The following is a 15000-nucleotide window of genomic DNA, read 5'->3' as shown; positions in this document are numbered from 1 at the left end:
GAATTGACGTACCAGAACAGCTCGCCCACAGGCGCCTCCCCAAAGACACGACGATAAGCAATCTCTCGCCCCCCAAGCAGTAACCGCGCCTCCAACGGCACGGAGTCACCCGATAATCCCGTCACCAGATTCCCGTAAACATCCACGTAGATCACCTCGGCCATCTCCCTGGGCCAATCCGCGCCGCACAGCGTCGATGGGCAAACCGCCTCCGAGTCCACGCCCTCCCCCATCGCAAGCGCCGCCGCCACAGGGGCAAACAGATCCCGACCATGAAAGCTGTTTGAGAGCCGGGCTGGTCGCCACCGGATCCGGTGCGCCTCGGCTTGCGGGTCATCACGCATGACTCCGGCCAACAGACCATTATCAGGCCCGACAAAGCGCCGGCCGTGTGCCTTCACCCAGATGGGGTCCCGATCCATGCCAACGCCCGGATCCACCACACAAACGAACACGGTTTCAGGGGCAAATGGGCCCACGAGGGACCTGAGCAGACAGCCTGCCGCACGTGGCTTGAACGCCGGGGCGTCCGCTTGAAGATGCACCACGGTAACGCCCGGCGCCAACCGTTTGAGAACAGCCTCCAATTGCCCCGTATAGGGGCCGGTGATGCCAAAATCCGTGTACGTGACGAGCATGCGCCTCCCCATGTTCATGTGTCGGGCCAATATAGGCACCTATCCCGAGCACCCGCAAGCCACCGCCTTCATGGACACCACCAACGCAAAAAGCCGGCACGAGGCCGGCTTTTTGCTACTTCCACCCTGGTGGGCGGTAAAAACACTTCAAACGATCAGGCAGTGGCTTCGCTGGCCTCGTCCGGATCCGGGCGATCCACCAGTTCCACGAACGCCATGGGCGCGTTGTCACCCTTGCGGAAACCACACTTCAGGATGCGCAGGTATCCACCCGGGCGACCCTGATAGCGAGGACCCAACTCGGTGAACAGCTTGCCCACCACTTCGTCGTCCCGCAGCCGGGCAAATGCCAGCCGGCGACTGTGCACGCTGTCTTCCTTCGCCATCGTGATCAGAGGCTCGGCTACCCGACGAAGCTCTTTAGCCTTCGGCAGGGTCGTCTTGATGGCCTCGTGACGGAACAGCGACAGCGCAAGAGACTGCATCAGCGCCTTGCGATGCGAACTGTTGCGGTTGAGTTGCCTACCGGATTGGCGGTGACGCATGGCTTAATTATCCTTCCAGTCAGATTCTGTGCACCCGGCCTGTTCAGCCGGTGCTCTTTTTCTCGTGCTCTTTCAGACCGGCCGGGGGCCAGTTTTCCAGGCGCATCCCCATGGACAAGCCATGGGAGGCGAGCACGTCTTTGATCTCGGTCAGCGACTTCTTGCCCAGGTTCGGCGTCTTCAGAAGCTCCACCTCGGTCCGCTGGATCAGGTCGCCGATGTAGTAGATGTTCTCCGCCTTCAGGCAATTCGCCGAACGTACGGTCAACTCCAGATCGTCTACAGGACGCAGCAGGATGGGATCGATATCCATCGGCTTGCTTTCCTGAGACACACTTTCGTCGCCCTGCAACTCCACGAAAGCCATCAACTGGCTCTGCAGGATGGTCGCCGCCTCACGGATGGCATCATCCGGATCGACGGTCCCATTGGTCTCGAGTTCGATCACCAGGCGGTCCATATCCGTACGCTGCTCAACACGGGCACTTTCAACCTTGTAGGCCACTCGACGGATCGGGCTGAAGCTGGCATCCAGCAACAACCGACCAATGGAGCTATCCTCACCCTCAGCAGAACGACGGGTGCTCACCGGCTGGTAACCGCGACCCTGACCCACCTTGAGGGTCATGTTGAGCTCGCCACTTTTCGTCAGGTGAGCGATCACGTGATCCGGATTGACGATTTCGACGTCATGATCCAGGGTGATATCCCCTGCCGTGACCGTACCTGGCCCCTTCTTCCGCAGAGTCAGCGTCGCTTCCTCACGATTGTGCATGCGCAGCGCCACACCCTTCAGGTTCAGCAGCACATCCACCACATCTTCCTGAACACCTTCCATGGTGGTGTACTCGTGGAGCACACCCTCGATCTCGGCCTCCAGGATAGCCGACCCCGGAATCGAGGACAGCAGAATCCGGCGCAGGGCATTGCCCAGCGTGTGACCGAAACCACGCTCAAGCGGCTCCAGGACAACCTTCGAAAGTCTTTCGGAGACGGCCTGGACCTCGATATGACGAGGCTTGAGGAGTTCGTTGACCTTGGTCTGCATCAAAGACCTCGTAACTAATTACTTGGAGTAGAGCTCGACCACCAGGGATTCATTGATATCCGCCGGCAAATCGCTACGCTCAGGAACGCTCTTGAAGACGCCTTCCATCTTTTTGGTATCTACATCGACCCACTCGGGAAAGCCATACTGCTCAGCGAGGGCCAGGGAATCCTGGATCCGCACCTGCTTGCGGGCCTTCTCCCGGATGGACACCACGTCAGTGGCCTTCACCTGGTATGAAGCGATGTTCACCGTCTGGCCGTTCACCAGCACAGCCTTATGGCTGACCAGCTGGCGCGCTTCAGACCGGGTGGTGCCGAAGCCCATGCGGTAAACAACGTTATCCAGGCGGCACTCCAGCAGCTTCAGCAGGTTGTCACCCGTGGAGCCCTTGAGCCGCGAGGCTGCCTTGTAGTAATTCCGGAACTGCTTTTCCAGCACGCCATAGATGCGGCGCAACTTCTGCTTCTCGCGCAGCTGCACACCGTAATCCGACAGTCGCGTGCGACGGTCGCCATGCTGACCGGGCGGCTTGTCCAGCTTGCACTTGCTATCCAGCGCGCGTGCGCGACTCTTCAAAGAGAGGTCGGCACCTTCCCGGCGGCTGAGCTTACACTTCGGGCCAATATATCGAGCCATGGGGTTCCTCCAGTCTAGACGCGCCGCTTCTTGGGCGGACGGCAGCCATTATGCGGAATCGGCGTGATGTCGCTGATGTTCGTGATCTTGTAGCCCACGTTGTTCAACGCACGCACCGCCGATTCGCGACCGGGGCCGGGACCCTTGACCAGCACTTCAAGATTCTTCAAACCATATTCCTGAGCCGCAGTACCGGCACGCTCGGCCGCCACCTGCGCGGCAAAGGGGGTGCTCTTCCGGGATCCGCGGAACCCGGAGCCACCTGCCGTTGCCCAGGACAGGGTGTTGCCCTGACGGTCAGTGATGGTCACGATCGTGTTGTTGAAGGACGCGTAGACATGCGCCACTCCATCGGAGACGGACTTCTTGACCTTCTTACGGGTCCGCGTGGAGGCCTGTGCCATACCTGTTTCCTGTAATCCTGAATATTACTTGCGGATGGGACGACGCGGTCCCTTGCGGGTGCGCGCGTTCGTGCGGGTGCGCTGGCCGCGCAGCGGAAGACCGCGACGGTGACGCAAACCCCGGTAGCAACCCAGATCCATCAAACGCTTGATGTTCATGGAGGTCTCGCGGCGAAGGTCACCCTCTACACTCAAGCGACCGACTTCGGCGCGAATCTTTTCCACCTCTTCTTCAGAGAGGTCACGGATCTTTTGCTCCGGCCGAATCCCCGCCGCCCCGCAGATCATCTTCGCACGGGTGTTACCGATGCCGTAGATCGCCTGAAGGGCGATCACCGCATGTTTGTGGTCGGGAATATTGACACCTGCTACACGAGCCATCCAGCTATCTCCAAGAACCGGCAGAAAAGCCGGCTATTCTAACCAGTGAACGCTGCCAAAGCAATGCTTAACCCTGACGCTGTTTGTGACGCGGATCGGAACAGATCACGCGAACGACGCCATTGCGACGGATAATCTTGCAGTTACGGCAGATCTTCTTTACAGACGCACGTACTTTCATGTTTCTTTCCTCTCACTGGGCCTGCTAGCGCAGCATGCCCGACTTGCCGTAGCCTTTAAGGTTGGCTTTGCGCATCAGTCCCTCGTACTGATGGGACACCAGGTGCGCCTGAAGTTGTGCCATGAAGTCCATCACCACGATCACGATGATCAGCATCGAGGCCCCGCCGAAGTAGAACGGCACGTTCCAGTAGAGAATCAGGAACTCGGGCATCAGGCACACCGCCGTGATGTAGATCGCCCCCACCGCAGTCAGGCGGGTCATGACGCTGTCAATATACTTCTCGGTCTGCACCCCGGGACGAATCCCGGGAATGAACGCGCCGGACTTCTTCAGGTTCTCCGCAGTCTCCCGGGCGTTGAACACCAATGCCGTGTAGAAGAAACAGAAGAACACGATGGCCGCGCCATAGAACATCACATACAGCGGCTCACCCGGCCCGAGTGCTGAAGACAGATCACGCAACCAGGTCACCCCCTCAGCCTGGCCGAACCAGGTCCCCAGCGTCGCCGGGAAAAGGATGATACTGGAGGCGAAGATCGCCGGGATCACGCCGGCCATGTTCAGCTTGAGGGGAAGATGACTGCTCTGCCCCCCATAGACCTTGCGCCCCACCTGCCGCTTGGCATAGTTCACCGTGATCCGGCGCTGCCCGCGCTCGATGAAGACGATGAAGCCAATCACCCCCAGCGCCATGGCCACCAGCAGCATCACGAACGCAGGGGACAACTCACCCGTGCTCGCCAACTCCAGCGTGCCACCAAAGGCACCCGGCAGGCCTGCCACGATCCCGGCGAAGATGATGATCGAGATACCGTTACCGATACCCCTTTCCGTCACCTGCTCACCCAGCCACATCAGGAATACCGTGCCGGTCACCAACGTCACCACCGTGGTGAACATGAAGCCCAACCCGGGGTTGAGCGCGACCGTCGCATCGCCCATAGTCTGCTGATTCAAGGCGATGCTGATACCGATACTCTGCACCAGGGCCAGGAATACCGTGCCGTAGCGGGTGTACTGCGTGATCTTGCGACGACCGGGCTCGCCTTCCTTCTTGATCTGCTGCAGTGCTGGCACTGTAGCTGCCAGCAACTGCATGATGATCGCTGCCGAAATATAGGGCATGACCCCCAGCGCGAACATGCTCAACCGCTCCAGGGCACCCCCGGAGAACATGTTGAACATGTCCAGGATCGTCCCGGACTGGGCATCATAAAACTGCTCCAACGCCACGGGGTCGATCCCCGGCACCGGGATGAATGTCCCGATCCGGTAGACGACCAAGGCCATCAAAACGAATAGCAGGCGCTGGCGAAGTTCAGTGAACTTCCCCATACCGCCCAGTGAAACGCCCCCAGTTGGATTGGATGCAGCCACTTATTCCTCGATCTGCCCGCCTGCCGCTTCAATCGCGGCACGCGCGCCCTTGGTTACAGCCACGCCCTTCAAGGTCACCGCCTGCTCCAGCGACCCGGAAGCGATCACCTTGGCAGCCTTGGCCTGGATGGGCACCACACCCTTCATTTTCAGAGCGGCCAGGTCGATCACGCCATCAAAGCCCAGCAGCTCGTGCAAACGGACCTCGGCGCAATCACCGGCGGTGCGCGAACGGAAACCGACTTTCGGCAGCCGACGCTGCAAGGGCATCTGACCGCCCTCGAAGCCAACCTTCTGGTAGCCACCGGAACGGGACTTCTGCCCCTTGTGACCGCGGCCGGCGGTCTTGCCCAGGCCGGAGCCAATACCACGCCCCACACGACGGGCCGGGATACGGCTGCCTTCGGCCGGGCTCAGGTTATTCAGTTTCATCTCAAGCCTCCTCAACCTTCAGGAGATAGGACACCTTGTTGATCATGCCCCGATTCTCCGGCGTATCCTTGACGACCACCGGATTATGGATCCGTCGGATCCCCAGGCCACGCAGGCAGGCGGCGTGCTTCTTCAAGCGGCCGTACTTGCTGCGCACCAGCGTTACTTTCAGTTCGCCAGCCATGTCTTACCCCGTGATCTCGTCCAGTTGCTTGCCGCGCTTGGCCGCGATCAGCTCCGGATCGTGCAACGACGTCAACCCGTTCAGGGTCGCGCGCACCACGTTGCTGGAGTTACGTGAACCAATGCACTTGGCCAGCACGTTCTTCACGCCTGCCACTTCGAAGACAGCGCGCATGGCGCCGCCGGCGATGATACCAGTACCGTCGGATGCGGGCTGCATGAACACCTTGGCCGCACCATGACGGGCAGTCGTGGCGTAATGCAGCGTGCCATCCTTCAAGGGGACCTTACGCATGTTCTTGCGGGCAGACTCCATCGCCTTCTGGATGGCCAGAGGCACTTCGCGGGCCTTGCCGTAGCCAAAACCGACCTTACCGTTACCGTCACCCACGACGGTGAGCGCCGTGAAACGGAACTGCCTACCGCCCTTGACCACCTTGGCCACGCGGTTCACGGAGATGAGCTTCTCCTGAAGGCCGTCGTTGTCGCTCGCGTTCACACTTGCCATTGAATCACCCTTGTCAGAATTCCAGGCCGCCCTCTCGGGCGGCGTCGGCCAGCGCCTTCACGCGGCCGTGGTACTTGAATCCGGAACGGTCGAAGGCCACTTTCTTGATGCCCTTGGCCGAGGCCCGCTCAGCAATCAGACGGCCCACTGCCGTGGCCGCTTCCACATTGCCGGTAGCCTTCAGGTCACCGCGCACGCTGGCTTCCACCGTGGAAGCGCAGGCTACCACTTCGGAGCCCGTGGGGGCGATGATCTGCGCATAAACATGACGCGGCGTACGATGAATGCACAATCTGTGTGCACCCAGTTCGCGGATCTTGTGCCGGGCACGGCTGGCGCGCCGGAGTCGAGCTGTTTTCTTATCCATCGTGGTCACCTTGCCTTATTTCTTCTTGGCTTCCTTGCGAATGATCTGCTCATTCGCATACCGGACACCCTTACCCTTGTAAGGCTCCGGCGGGCGGAAGCTCCTGATCTCGGCAGCCACCTGGCCGACCTGCTGCTTGTCGATGCCCTTGACCACGACCTCGGTCTGACTGGGGGTCTCGATGGTGATGCCCTCGGGCACCGGATATTCCACCGGGTGGGACAGCCCCAGCGTCAGGTTCAGCGTCTTGCCCTGTGCCTGAGCGCGATAACCCACGCCCACCAGTTCCAGCTTTCTCTCAAAGCCGGCGCTGACGCCCGTGACCATATTGTTGATCAGCGCGCGGACCGTGCCAGCCATGGCCCAATGCTTCGCGTTGCCATTGGCCGGGCCCAGACGTACCACGCCTTCATCCTGCGAGACCTCGACGTTCGGGTTCATCGGGAACTCCATCGCTCCCTTCGGACCTTTGACGGAGATCAGCTCGTTGTTAATCATCACATCTACGCCCTTGGGGAGCGTGATGGGGTTTTTCGCTACTCGGGACATGGCTTCAATCCGATTAGGAGACGACGCAAAGTACTTCGCCGCCCTGACCCTGGGCACGCGCCTGGCGTTCGGTCATCACTCCACCAGAAGTGGAGATCACCGCCACACCAAGGCCACCGATTACGGTCGGCAAGTCATCCTTGGAGCGATAGATACGCAGGCCCGGACGGCTCACCCGTTGGATCGTCTCGATCACGGGCTTGCCTTGGAAGTACTTCAGTTTCACCGTCATGACGGGTTTCTTTTCCTGCTCGTCAACGACTACATCGGCCACGTAGCCCTCGTCCTTCAGGACGCGGGCAATCGCCACCTTCAGCTTGGAGGCCGGCAGGGTTACTTCGGTCTTGGCAGCGCGCTGGCCGTTGCGAATGCGGGTCAGCAGGTCTGCCACGGGATCGGTCATGCTCATTTCGGTCTTTCCCTCTTACCAGCTCGACTTGACCAGACCGGGCACATCGCCCCGCATGGCCGCTTCGCGCAGCTTGTTACGCGCCAGGCCAAATTTCCGATAGTAGCCATGCGGACGACCGGTCAGGCGGCAGCGATTACGCTGACGCGCCGGACTGGAATCGCGGGGCAGCTTCTGCAGCTTCACCACCGCTTCCATACGGGCCTCCGGGCTCGTCTCGGGGCTACTGATGAGCGCCTTGAGCTCAGCCCGCCGTTCGGCATACTGCTTTACCAGCTGGGCGCGCTTCTTTTCACGCATCATCATGGAAATCTTGGCCATGTCTAAAAACCTCTCAATTCTTGAACGGGAAGTTGAACGCCTGCAGCAGCGCCCGACCTTCCTCGTCAGTCTTGGCCGTGGTGGTGATGGTGATATCCATCCCACGCAACGCGTCGATCTTGTCGTAATCGACTTCCGGGAAGATGATCTGCTCGCGCACGCCCATATTGTAATTGCCACGACCATCGAAGGACTTGGCATTCAGACCACGGAAGTCACGCACCCGGGGCAGAGCCACGTTCACCAGGCGATCCAGGAACTCATACATCTGCTCCCGGCGCAGAGTGACCTTGCAGCCAATGGGATACCCATCGCGGATCTTGAATCCGGCAATGGACTTGCGCGCCTTGGTCACAACCGGCTTTTGCCCGGACACCGCAGTCATGTCGCCTACCGCGTGTTCAATGACTTTCTTATCCGCCACGGCTTCGCCCAAACCCATGTTCAGGGTGATCTTCGTGATCTTCGGGACTTCCATGACATTGCCGTACTCAAAGCGCTCCATGAGCTGCTTGATTACGGTCTCCTGGTAAAATTGTTTCAACCTGGCCATCGTATTCACCTTAAGACGCGTCAACGACTTCGTTGTTGGACTTGTAGTACCGCACCTTGCGGCCGTCCTCGAGCGTCCGGAAGCCCACGCGATCACCCTTGCCGCTTGCGGGGTTGTAAAGCATCACATTGGATACATCCAATGGCATCTCTTTATCGATGATGCCGCCCTGAACCCCATTATGAGGGTTGGGCTTTTGATGCTTCTTCACCATATTCAGGTTCTGAACCAGGACCCGCTTCTCGTCGATCACCTTCAGTACGGTACCGCGGCGGCCCTTGTCCTTGCCGGCGATGACCACTACATCATCACCCTGTCGAATTCTGCGCATCGTCTTCTACCTCAGCCTTTCGCGTTACAGTACTTCCGGCGCCAGGGAAATGATCTTCATGAACCGTTCACCGCGCAGCTCGCGTGTGACGGGCCCGAAAATACGGGTGCCAATCGGCTGCAGCTGGTTGTTCAGCAGAACGGCCGCATTACGATCGAAGCGGATCACCGAGCCATCCGGACGACGCACGCCCTTGGCGGTTCTCACGACCACCGCGTTGTAAACCTCGCCCTTCTTGACCTTGCCGCGGGGGATCGCGTCCTTGACGCTCACCTTCACAATGTCACCCACGGCGGCGTAGCGCCGGTGCGAACCGCCGAGAACCTTGATGCACTGGACCCGGCGCGCCCCGCTGTTGTCCGCTGCATCCAAAACCGTCTGCATCTGAATCATGATCTGATCTCACTTCGTATCGGTGGTGGCCGTCACCGGCCTCACTCAGGCGCGCGCTCAACAACCTTCAGCAGGCGGAACGTCTTCGTCCGGGACATGGGGCGGCACTCCTTTACCAGGACCTTATCGCCCATGCGGGAGTCGTTGCCTTCGTCATGGACGTGCAGTTTGGTGGAGCGGCGCATGTACTTGCCATACAGTGGGTGACGCACACGGCGCTCGATGAGCACGGTGCGGGTCTTGTCCATCTTGTCACTGATGACACGGCCGGTGACCGCACGTTGTTCTTTGACTTCTTGTTCGCTCATGACTTTACTCGCCTGCTCTCGAACGCTCGTTCAGCACGGTCTTGATGCGGGCAACGTCCTTGCGGATCTTGCCGAAGCGGTCAGGACGGGGCGGTTGGCCCGTGCCCTTTTGCATCCGCATCTTGAACTGCTCGCGGTACAGCTCCAGCAGCTCACCACGCAGTTCTTCGGTGTTCTGCTCACGCACTTCGCTCGCCTTCATCACATCACCTGCCGTGTCACAAATGCCGTCTTGATGGGCAGCTTGGCAGCGGCCAGGCGGAACGCCTCACGAGCCACCTCTTCACTCACGCCTTCCATCTCATAGAGCACGCGGCCTGGCTGAATCTTGCAAACCCAGTATTCCACGTTGCCCTTACCCTTACCCATACGCACTTCAACGGGCTTTTTGGTGACGGGCACATCCGGGAAAATACGGATCCAGATCTTGCCGCCACGCTTGATATGCCGGTTCATCGCACGACGAGCAGCTTCGATCTGACGCGCCGTGATACGGCCCCGATCGACAGACTGCAGGGCGAACTCGCCGAAACTGACCTTCCCACCGGAAATAGCCAGGCCGCGGTTCTTGCCCTTGAACTGCTTACGGAATTTTGTTCTCTTGGGCTGCAGCATCACTCAAACTCCTCAGTTAACCGCGGCCTTGCCTTCCTGGGCAGCGTCCGTCTTTTTCTCGAAGTCGAACACCTCACCCTTGAACACCCAGACCTTCACACCGATGATGCCGTAGGTGGTCTGAGCTTCGGCAAACCCATAATCAATTTCCGCGCGCAGGGTATGCAGCGGCACACGGCCTTCGCGATACCACTCGCTGCGGGCGATCTCGGCGCCGTTCAGGCGGCCGGAGACATGCACTTTCACGCCCTGAGCGCCGAGGCGCATCGCATTGCCCACGGCGCGCTTCATGGCGCGACGGAACATGATACGGCGCTCCAGCTGTTGCGCGATCCCCTCGGCCACGAGCTGTGCATCGGTCTCGGGCTTGCGGATCTCTTCAATGTTGATCTTCACGGCCTGCGGGGGCAGACCCAGGCGGCCGGCAACCTCACGGCGCAGCGCCTCGATATCCTCGCCCTTCTTGCCGATCACGATACCCGGACGCGCCGTGTGAATCGTGATGAACGCCTGGCGCGCAGGCCGGGCGATCTCGATGCGACTGACGGAGGCCTGGGACAGTTTCTTCTTCAGAAACTTACGGATTTCCAGATCGCTATGCAGGTTGTCGGCATAATCCCGACCATCTGCGTACCAAGTGGATGCCCAGTCCGCAGACACCCCCAGACGGAAACCGATCGGATTGACTTTCTGACCCATCTCAGACCCCTACCTTACTCGGCGCTGACGGCGACGGTAATGTGACTTGTACGTTTGTTGATCCGGTTAGCCCGGCCCTTGGCCCGCGCCTGGATGCGCTTGAGCACCGGACCCTGGTCCACACAGATGCGCGACACACGCAGCTCATCCACATCCGCCCCATCATTGTGCTCGGCATTGGCAATGGCCGACTCAAGGATCTTGCGAACCAGATGAGCGGACTTCTTCGGGCTGAAGGACAGGACCTGCAGCGCCCGCTCAACGGGCAGCCCACGGACCTGATCCGCCACCAACCGACACTTCTGCGGCGATATGCGAGCGAATCGCAATACTGCGACGGTTTCCATCATCAACCCCTTACCTTGCCTTCTTGTCAGCCACGTGGCCCTTGAAGGTACGCGTTGCAGCGAACTCCCCGAGCTTGTGACCCACCATGTTTTCGTTGATCAGCACCGGCACATGCTGCCGCCCGTTATGGACGGCCAACGTCAATCCCACCATCTGCGGAATCACCATGGACCGGCGTGACCAGGTCTTGATGGGACGCCTGTCGTTGGCAGCAGAGGCTGCTTCCACTTTCTTGAACAGATGATGGTCGACAAAAGGACCTTTCTTCAGCGAACGCGGCACTGATCTATCCCCTCAACTCTTACTTCGCTTTCCGACGGCGCACAATCATGCTATCCGTCCGCTTGTTCTTGCGGGTCTTGTAACCCTTGGTCGGAATACCCCAGGGGGTAACCGGATGCTGGCCGAAGTTCCGGCCTTCACCACCACCGTGGGGGTGGTCGACCGGGTTCATCGCCGTGCCTCGTACAGTCGGGCGGATACCCAGCCAACGACGGGCGCCAGCCTTGCCGAACTTGCGCAGGCTGTGCTCGGAATTACTGACTTCACCGATGGTGGCGCGGCAATCCGCATGCACCTTGCGCATCTCTCCGGAGCGCAGACGCAGCGTCACGTACTGACCCTCACGCGCCACCAGCTGGACGCCCGTGCCGGCACTGCGCGCCAACTGCGCACCCTTGCCGGGGCGCATCTCGATGCAGTGAATCACGGTACCCAGCGGAATGTTCCGAAGTGGCAGGCAGTTGCCAGACCGGATCGGGGCATGCACGCCAGAGACCACCGGGTCGCCGGCCTTCACGCCACGAGGCGCGATAATATACCGACGTTCGCCGTCCGCGTACAGCACCAATGCAAGGTGCGCACTACGGTTTGGATCATATTCCAGCCGCTCAACCTTACCCGGGACGTCATCCTTGTTGCGCTTGAAGTCCACGATGCGGTAGCGCTGCTTGTGACCGCCACCCACGTGGCGCGTCGTGATGCGCCCCTGGTTGTTGCGGCCACCGGTGCGGCTCTTCTTCTCCAACAGCGGGCCGTAGGGCTCGCCCTTGTGAAGATCGGGGGTCACACCCCGGACCACAAAACGGCGGCCCGCGGAAGTGGGTTTCGACTTGACGATCGCCATTTCGCGTTACCTTTCCGATTACTCGTTGCCGGCCAATTCAATATCGTAACCCGGCTCGAGGGTCACGTAGGCCTTTCTCCAATGATTGCGGCGACCCTGGGATCTGCCCAACCGCTTACGCTTACCCTGCTGGTTCAGCACACGCACCGAGGAAACCTTCACTTCGAAGAGCTTCTCCACGGCCTGGCGAACTTCATCACGGGTTGCGTCGACAGCCACCTTGAACACATGCTGGTTCGCGGCTTCAGCGAGCATGGTGCCTTTTTCAGACACATGCGGACCGACGATCACCTTCAGCATTCTTTCTTCGTTCATGACAGCCACCCTTCAACATGCTTGAGCGCGGACACGGTGATCAGCACCTTCTCAGCACCCACCAGACTCACGGGATTCACTTCCGCGACGTCCAGAACATCCACTTTCGGCAGATTACGGGCCGAGAGATACAGATTGCCGTCAGCCTCGGTCGCCACGATCAGCGCCGACTCCAGGCCCAGCTCAGACAGCTTGGCAATCAGAGCCTTGGTACGAGGCTCGCCAACCTTGAAGTCTTCAACCACCACCAGACGATCCTGCCGGACCAGTTCGGAAAAGATGCTGGCCATGGCGGCCCGGTACATCTTGCGGTTGAGCTTCTGCCTATAGTCACGAGGCGCTGCCGCGAAGATCTTGCCACCCCCACGCCACAACGGGCTGCGAATGGTGCCAGCACGGGCACGACCCGTACCTTTCTGCCGCCAGGGCTTGGCGCCACCGCCGCGCACTTCAGCGCGCGTCTTTTGCGCCTTGGTACCGAAGCGACCACCGGCCATATGGGCTACAACAGCCTGGTGCACCAGCGTCTCGTTAAAATCGCGGCCAAACGCTGCGTCGGAGACGTCAACGCCTTGCTGCGTGTCCTGAACCTGAAGCTTCATGAGATTCAACCCTTCGCCTTGACAGCGGGACGCACCATGACGTCACCACCGGTGGAACCCGGCACCGCACCACGGATCAGAAGCAGATTCCGCTCAGCGTCCACCCGGACAACCTGCAGGTTCTGGACGGTGCAACGCACGTTGCCCATCTGACCGGCCATCTTCTTGCCCTTGAACACCCGACCAGGAGTCTGGTTCTGACCAATGGACCCCGGCGCACGATGGGAGCGGGAGTTACCGTGAGTGGCATCCTGCATGCTGAAGTTGTGACGCTTGATCACACCCTGGAAGCCCTTACCCTTGCTGGTCCCGGTGACGTCCACCATCTGACCTTCAGAGAAGACATCCACCTTCAGCTCGGCGCCGGCCTCAATACCCTCGCCTTCACCATCTTCCAGACGGAATTCCCAGAGACCGCGACCGGCCTCCACGCCCGCCTTGGCCAGATGACCGGCCAGGGGCTTACCTACACGACTCGCCTTACGAGAACCCACCGCTACCTGAAGGGAGCGATAACCATCGCGCTCGCCGGCCTTCACCTGGGCGACACGATTCGGCTCCACCTCGATGACAGACACCGGCAGGGACACTCCGTCTTCCGTAAAGACACGAGTCATGCCCACCTTGCGACCGACCAGTCCGATTGCCATGACACTACCTCTGCTTCCACCCCGAGACCCCGGGGCGTCGGAGAAATTATTTCATTCTGAAAGTCACGGCCCGGTACAAGTTACCCTGCACCGGGCCATGGAAAGCCAACTATTATGCCACAGAAATCAGGGCTAGTTAAGCTTTATTTGCACATCCACACCGGCCGCCAGGTCCAGTTTCATCAAGGCATCCACCGTCTTGTCGGTGGGGTCCATGATATCCATCAGACGCTTGTGCGTACGGATCTCATACTGGTCCCGCGCGTCCTTGTTGACGTGGGGAGAGATGAGCACCGTGAAGCTTTCCATCTTGGTGGGCAACGGGATCGGACCCTTCACCCGCGCACCGGTACGCTTCGCGGTTTCCACAATCTCGACAGCCGAACGATCGATCAAACGATGATCAAAGGCCTTGAGGCGAATACGAATTCTTTGCTTGGCTGCCATGGACGTTTACTCGATGATCTTGGCGACAACGCCGGCACCGACGGTGCGGCCACCTTCGCGAATTGCAAAACGCAGACCGTCTTCCATAGCGATCGGCGCAATCAGCGACACCGTCATCTTGACGTTGTCACCCGGCATCACCATCTCGACACCTTCAGGCAGATCACAGGAACCGGTCACGTCAGTGGTCCGGAAATAGAACTGCGGACGATAGCCATTGAAGAACGGCGTGTGACGACCACCCTCATCCTTGGACAGCACGTACACCTCAGCTTCAAACTTGGTGTGCGGCGTAATCGAACCGGGCTTGCACAGCACCTGACCACGCTCGACCTCGTCACGCTTGGTACCACGCAGCAGAACACCCACGTTGTCACCCGCCTGACCCTGATCCAGCAGCTTGCGGAACATCTCAACGCCGGTCACGGTGGTCTTCTTGGTGTCGTGGATACCCACGATCGCCACTTCGTCGCCCACCTTGCAGATGCCGCGCTCGATACGGCCCGTCACCACGGTGCCACGACCGGAAATGGAGAACACGTCTTCCACAGGCATCAGGAACGCACCATCCACGGCACGCTCGGGCTCAGGAATGTAGGTGTCCAGGGCCTCGATCAGCTTGTCGATG

General features: G+C 59.9%; 30 protein-coding genes (1 of these 30 cut by a window edge). All 30 read right to left on the bottom strand.

The window, feature by feature from the left end:
* Positions 1-638, bottom strand: the 5' portion of a protein-coding gene (locus ECTHA_RS17765; protein WP_025282200.1) for an SAM hydrolase/SAM-dependent halogenase family protein. It extends 115 nt beyond the left edge of the window; the window shows 638 of its 753 coding nt (coding positions 1-638); its start codon is at positions 636-638; its stop codon lies beyond the left edge, outside the window.
* A gap of 155 nt (positions 639-793) precedes the next feature.
* Positions 794-1183, bottom strand: a complete 390-nt coding sequence (gene rplQ / locus ECTHA_RS0108750; protein WP_025282201.1) for a 50S ribosomal protein L17 — start codon at positions 1181-1183, stop codon at positions 794-796.
* Positions 1184-1226: 43 nt separating this feature from the next.
* Entirely contained in the window at positions 1227-2231 is a 1005-nt protein-coding gene (locus ECTHA_RS0108745) for a DNA-directed RNA polymerase subunit alpha (protein WP_025282202.1), read from the bottom strand.
* An 18-nt stretch (positions 2232-2249) separates the two neighbouring features.
* A complete protein-coding gene (gene rpsD, locus ECTHA_RS0108740) occupies positions 2250-2870 on the bottom strand; it encodes a 30S ribosomal protein S4 (protein WP_025282203.1) in 621 nt (206 codons plus the stop codon).
* A 14-nt stretch (positions 2871-2884) separates the two neighbouring features.
* Positions 2885-3274 (bottom strand): 30S ribosomal protein S11, encoded by a 390-nt coding sequence (rpsK, locus tag ECTHA_RS0108735; protein WP_025282204.1) that lies wholly within the window; start codon positions 3272-3274, stop codon positions 2885-2887.
* A 24-nt stretch (positions 3275-3298) separates the two neighbouring features.
* A complete protein-coding gene (gene rpsM, locus ECTHA_RS0108730) occupies positions 3299-3655 on the bottom strand; it encodes a 30S ribosomal protein S13 (protein WP_025282205.1) in 357 nt (118 codons plus the stop codon).
* A 67-nt stretch (positions 3656-3722) separates the two neighbouring features.
* A complete protein-coding gene (rpmJ, locus tag ECTHA_RS19505) occupies positions 3723-3836 on the bottom strand; it encodes a 50S ribosomal protein L36 (RefSeq protein ID WP_008933182.1) in 114 nt (37 codons plus the stop codon).
* A gap of 24 nt (positions 3837-3860) precedes the next feature.
* Complete coding sequence (gene secY, locus ECTHA_RS0108725; protein WP_051582629.1) at positions 3861-5174, bottom strand: preprotein translocase subunit SecY; 1314 nt, start codon at positions 5172-5174, stop codon at positions 3861-3863.
* 42 nt (positions 5175-5216) lie between these two features.
* Positions 5217-5648, bottom strand: a complete 432-nt coding sequence (gene rplO, locus ECTHA_RS0108720; protein WP_025282208.1) for a 50S ribosomal protein L15 — start codon at positions 5646-5648, stop codon at positions 5217-5219.
* 1 nt (position 5649) lies between these two features.
* Positions 5650-5832 carry a 50S ribosomal protein L30 gene (gene rpmD / locus ECTHA_RS0108715; RefSeq protein ID WP_025282209.1) on the bottom strand — a complete coding sequence of 61 codons (183 nt, stop codon included), beginning with the start codon at positions 5830-5832 and terminating at the stop codon, positions 5650-5652.
* A gap of 3 nt (positions 5833-5835) precedes the next feature.
* On the bottom strand, positions 5836-6339 hold the full coding sequence (gene rpsE, locus ECTHA_RS0108710) for a 30S ribosomal protein S5 (RefSeq protein WP_025282210.1): 504 nt from the start codon (positions 6337-6339) through the stop codon (positions 5836-5838).
* A 13-nt stretch (positions 6340-6352) separates the two neighbouring features.
* Entirely contained in the window at positions 6353-6706 is a 354-nt protein-coding gene (gene rplR / locus ECTHA_RS0108705; protein ID WP_025282211.1) for a 50S ribosomal protein L18, read from the bottom strand.
* Between the two features lie 15 nt (positions 6707-6721).
* Positions 6722-7255 (bottom strand): 50S ribosomal protein L6, encoded by a 534-nt coding sequence (rplF, locus tag ECTHA_RS0108700; protein WP_025282212.1) that lies wholly within the window; start codon positions 7253-7255, stop codon positions 6722-6724.
* 13 nt (positions 7256-7268) lie between these two features.
* Positions 7269-7664, bottom strand: coding sequence for a 30S ribosomal protein S8 (gene rpsH, locus ECTHA_RS0108695; RefSeq protein WP_025282213.1), 396 nt, complete (start codon positions 7662-7664; stop codon positions 7269-7271).
* 15 nt (positions 7665-7679) lie between these two features.
* Entirely contained in the window at positions 7680-7985 is a 306-nt protein-coding gene (rpsN, locus tag ECTHA_RS0108690) for a 30S ribosomal protein S14 (protein ID WP_025282214.1), read from the bottom strand.
* A 13-nt stretch (positions 7986-7998) separates the two neighbouring features.
* The gene (gene rplE / locus ECTHA_RS0108685; RefSeq protein WP_025282215.1) at positions 7999-8538 is read right to left on the bottom strand and encodes a 50S ribosomal protein L5; all 540 of its coding nucleotides are present in this window, start codon (positions 8536-8538) and stop codon (positions 7999-8001) included.
* Between the two features lie 10 nt (positions 8539-8548).
* The gene (rplX, locus tag ECTHA_RS0108680) at positions 8549-8869 is read right to left on the bottom strand and encodes a 50S ribosomal protein L24 (RefSeq protein WP_025282216.1); all 321 of its coding nucleotides are present in this window, start codon (positions 8867-8869) and stop codon (positions 8549-8551) included.
* A gap of 24 nt (positions 8870-8893) precedes the next feature.
* Entirely contained in the window at positions 8894-9262 is a 369-nt protein-coding gene (rplN, locus tag ECTHA_RS0108675) for a 50S ribosomal protein L14 (RefSeq protein ID WP_025282217.1), read from the bottom strand.
* Positions 9263-9303: 41 nt separating this feature from the next.
* Complete coding sequence (rpsQ, locus tag ECTHA_RS0108670; RefSeq protein WP_025282218.1) at positions 9304-9570, bottom strand: 30S ribosomal protein S17; 267 nt, start codon at positions 9568-9570, stop codon at positions 9304-9306.
* A gap of 4 nt (positions 9571-9574) precedes the next feature.
* Positions 9575-9772: a 50S ribosomal protein L29 gene (rpmC, locus tag ECTHA_RS0108665; protein WP_025282219.1), complete on the bottom strand. Its 198-nt coding sequence runs from the start codon at positions 9770-9772 to the stop codon at positions 9575-9577.
* A complete protein-coding gene (gene rplP / locus ECTHA_RS0108660; protein WP_025282220.1) occupies positions 9772-10185 on the bottom strand; it encodes a 50S ribosomal protein L16 in 414 nt (137 codons plus the stop codon). The genes rpmC and rplP overlap by 1 nt, the downstream gene beginning before the upstream one ends.
* 12 nt (positions 10186-10197) lie before the next feature.
* Entirely contained in the window at positions 10198-10884 is a 687-nt protein-coding gene (rpsC, locus tag ECTHA_RS0108655; protein WP_025282221.1) for a 30S ribosomal protein S3, read from the bottom strand.
* A 14-nt stretch (positions 10885-10898) separates the two neighbouring features.
* On the bottom strand, positions 10899-11237 hold the full coding sequence (rplV, locus tag ECTHA_RS0108650) for a 50S ribosomal protein L22 (protein WP_174411992.1): 339 nt from the start codon (positions 11235-11237) through the stop codon (positions 10899-10901).
* Positions 11238-11241: 4 nt separating this feature from the next.
* Positions 11242-11514, bottom strand: coding sequence for a 30S ribosomal protein S19 (rpsS, locus tag ECTHA_RS0108645; RefSeq protein WP_025282223.1), 273 nt, complete (start codon positions 11512-11514; stop codon positions 11242-11244).
* 19 nt (positions 11515-11533) lie between these two features.
* The gene (gene rplB, locus ECTHA_RS0108640; protein ID WP_025282224.1) at positions 11534-12358 is read right to left on the bottom strand and encodes a 50S ribosomal protein L2; all 825 of its coding nucleotides are present in this window, start codon (positions 12356-12358) and stop codon (positions 11534-11536) included.
* 18 nt (positions 12359-12376) lie between these two features.
* Positions 12377-12673, bottom strand: coding sequence for a 50S ribosomal protein L23 (gene rplW / locus ECTHA_RS0108635; RefSeq protein ID WP_025282225.1), 297 nt, complete (start codon positions 12671-12673; stop codon positions 12377-12379).
* Entirely contained in the window at positions 12670-13275 is a 606-nt protein-coding gene (rplD, locus tag ECTHA_RS0108630) for a 50S ribosomal protein L4 (protein WP_025282226.1), read from the bottom strand. The genes rplW and rplD overlap by 4 nt, the downstream gene beginning before the upstream one ends.
* Before the next feature lie 5 nt (positions 13276-13280).
* Positions 13281-13925 (bottom strand): 50S ribosomal protein L3, encoded by a 645-nt coding sequence (gene rplC, locus ECTHA_RS0108625; RefSeq protein WP_025282227.1) that lies wholly within the window; start codon positions 13923-13925, stop codon positions 13281-13283.
* A 132-nt stretch (positions 13926-14057) separates the two neighbouring features.
* On the bottom strand, positions 14058-14372 hold the full coding sequence (rpsJ, locus tag ECTHA_RS0108620) for a 30S ribosomal protein S10 (RefSeq protein WP_025282228.1): 315 nt from the start codon (positions 14370-14372) through the stop codon (positions 14058-14060).
* A gap of 6 nt (positions 14373-14378) precedes the next feature.
* A partial coding sequence (locus ECTHA_RS17760; RefSeq protein ID WP_035369543.1) for an EF-Tu C-terminal domain-related protein occupies positions 14379-15000 on the bottom strand: 622 nt, incomplete at its 5' end.

This window comes from Ectothiorhodospira haloalkaliphila ATCC 51935, assembly GCF_000633935.1.
In the GTDB taxonomy this organism is placed as follows: domain Bacteria; phylum Pseudomonadota; class Gammaproteobacteria; order Ectothiorhodospirales; family Ectothiorhodospiraceae; genus Ectothiorhodospira; species Ectothiorhodospira haloalkaliphila.
Note: the sequence above shows the minus strand (reverse complement) of the source record. Positions and strands in the feature narration are given on the sequence as shown.

Bases quoted from the DNA above. Each gene is read 5' to 3' on its own strand.
- rpmJ (WP_008933182.1), bottom strand. From the start codon at position 3,836: ATGAAAGTACGTGCGTCTGTAAAGAAGATCTGCCGTAACTGCAAGATT.
- rplP (WP_025282220.1), bottom strand. From the start codon at position 10,185: ATGCTGCAGCCCAAGAGAACAAAATTCCGTAAGCAGTTCAAGGGCAAG.
- rplC (WP_025282227.1), bottom strand. From the start codon at position 13,925: ATGGCAATCGGACTGGTCGGTCGCAAGGTGGGCATGACTCGTGTCTTT.
- rpmC (WP_025282219.1), bottom strand. From the start codon at position 9,772: ATGAAGGCGAGCGAAGTGCGTGAGCAGAACACCGAAGAACTGCGTGGT.
- rpsM (WP_025282205.1), bottom strand. From the start codon at position 3,655: ATGGCTCGTGTAGCAGGTGTCAATATTCCCGACCACAAACATGCGGTG.
- rplQ (WP_025282201.1), bottom strand. From the start codon at position 1,183: ATGCGTCACCGCCAATCCGGTAGGCAACTCAACCGCAACAGTTCGCAT.
- rpsC (WP_025282221.1), bottom strand. From the start codon at position 10,884: ATGGGTCAGAAAGTCAATCCGATCGGTTTCCGTCTGGGGGTGTCTGCG.
- rpsE (WP_025282210.1), bottom strand. From the start codon at position 6,339: ATGGCAAGTGTGAACGCGAGCGACAACGACGGCCTTCAGGAGAAGCTC.
- rpsK (WP_025282204.1), bottom strand. From the start codon at position 3,274: ATGGCACAGGCCTCCACGCGGACCCGTAAGAAGGTCAAGAAGTCCGTC.
- rpmD (WP_025282209.1), bottom strand. From the start codon at position 5,832: ATGGCTGGCGAACTGAAAGTAACGCTGGTGCGCAGCAAGTACGGCCGC.
- rplW (WP_025282225.1), bottom strand. From the start codon at position 12,673: ATGAACGAAGAAAGAATGCTGAAGGTGATCGTCGGTCCGCATGTGTCT.
- rplO (WP_025282208.1), bottom strand. From the start codon at position 5,648: ATGAAACTGAATAACCTGAGCCCGGCCGAAGGCAGCCGTATCCCGGCC.
- rplX (WP_025282216.1), bottom strand. From the start codon at position 8,869: ATGCGCAGAATTCGACAGGGTGATGATGTAGTGGTCATCGCCGGCAAG.
- rpsH (WP_025282213.1), bottom strand. From the start codon at position 7,664: ATGAGCATGACCGATCCCGTGGCAGACCTGCTGACCCGCATTCGCAAC.
- rpsN (WP_025282214.1), bottom strand. From the start codon at position 7,985: ATGGCCAAGATTTCCATGATGATGCGTGAAAAGAAGCGCGCCCAGCTG.
- rpsQ (WP_025282218.1), bottom strand. From the start codon at position 9,570: ATGAGCGAACAAGAAGTCAAAGAACAACGTGCGGTCACCGGCCGTGTC.
- rplB (WP_025282224.1), bottom strand. From the start codon at position 12,358: ATGGCGATCGTCAAGTCGAAACCCACTTCCGCGGGCCGCCGTTTTGTG.
- rplF (WP_025282212.1), bottom strand. From the start codon at position 7,255: ATGTCCCGAGTAGCGAAAAACCCCATCACGCTCCCCAAGGGCGTAGAT.
- rplE (WP_025282215.1), bottom strand. From the start codon at position 8,538: ATGGCCAGGTTGAAACAATTTTACCAGGAGACCGTAATCAAGCAGCTC.
- rpsJ (WP_025282228.1), bottom strand. From the start codon at position 14,372: ATGGCAGCCAAGCAAAGAATTCGTATTCGCCTCAAGGCCTTTGATCAT.
- secY (WP_051582629.1), bottom strand. From the start codon at position 5,174: ATGGGGAAGTTCACTGAACTTCGCCAGCGCCTGCTATTCGTTTTGATG.
- rplR (WP_025282211.1), bottom strand. From the start codon at position 6,706: ATGGATAAGAAAACAGCTCGACTCCGGCGCGCCAGCCGTGCCCGGCAC.
- rpsD (WP_025282203.1), bottom strand. From the start codon at position 2,870: ATGGCTCGATATATTGGCCCGAAGTGTAAGCTCAGCCGCCGGGAAGGT.
- rplN (WP_025282217.1), bottom strand. From the start codon at position 9,262: ATGATTCAGATGCAGACGGTTTTGGATGCAGCGGACAACAGCGGGGCG.
- rplD (WP_025282226.1), bottom strand. From the start codon at position 13,275: ATGAAGCTTCAGGTTCAGGACACGCAGCAAGGCGTTGACGTCTCCGAC.
- ECTHA_RS0108745 (WP_025282202.1), bottom strand. From the start codon at position 2,231: ATGCAGACCAAGGTCAACGAACTCCTCAAGCCTCGTCATATCGAGGTC.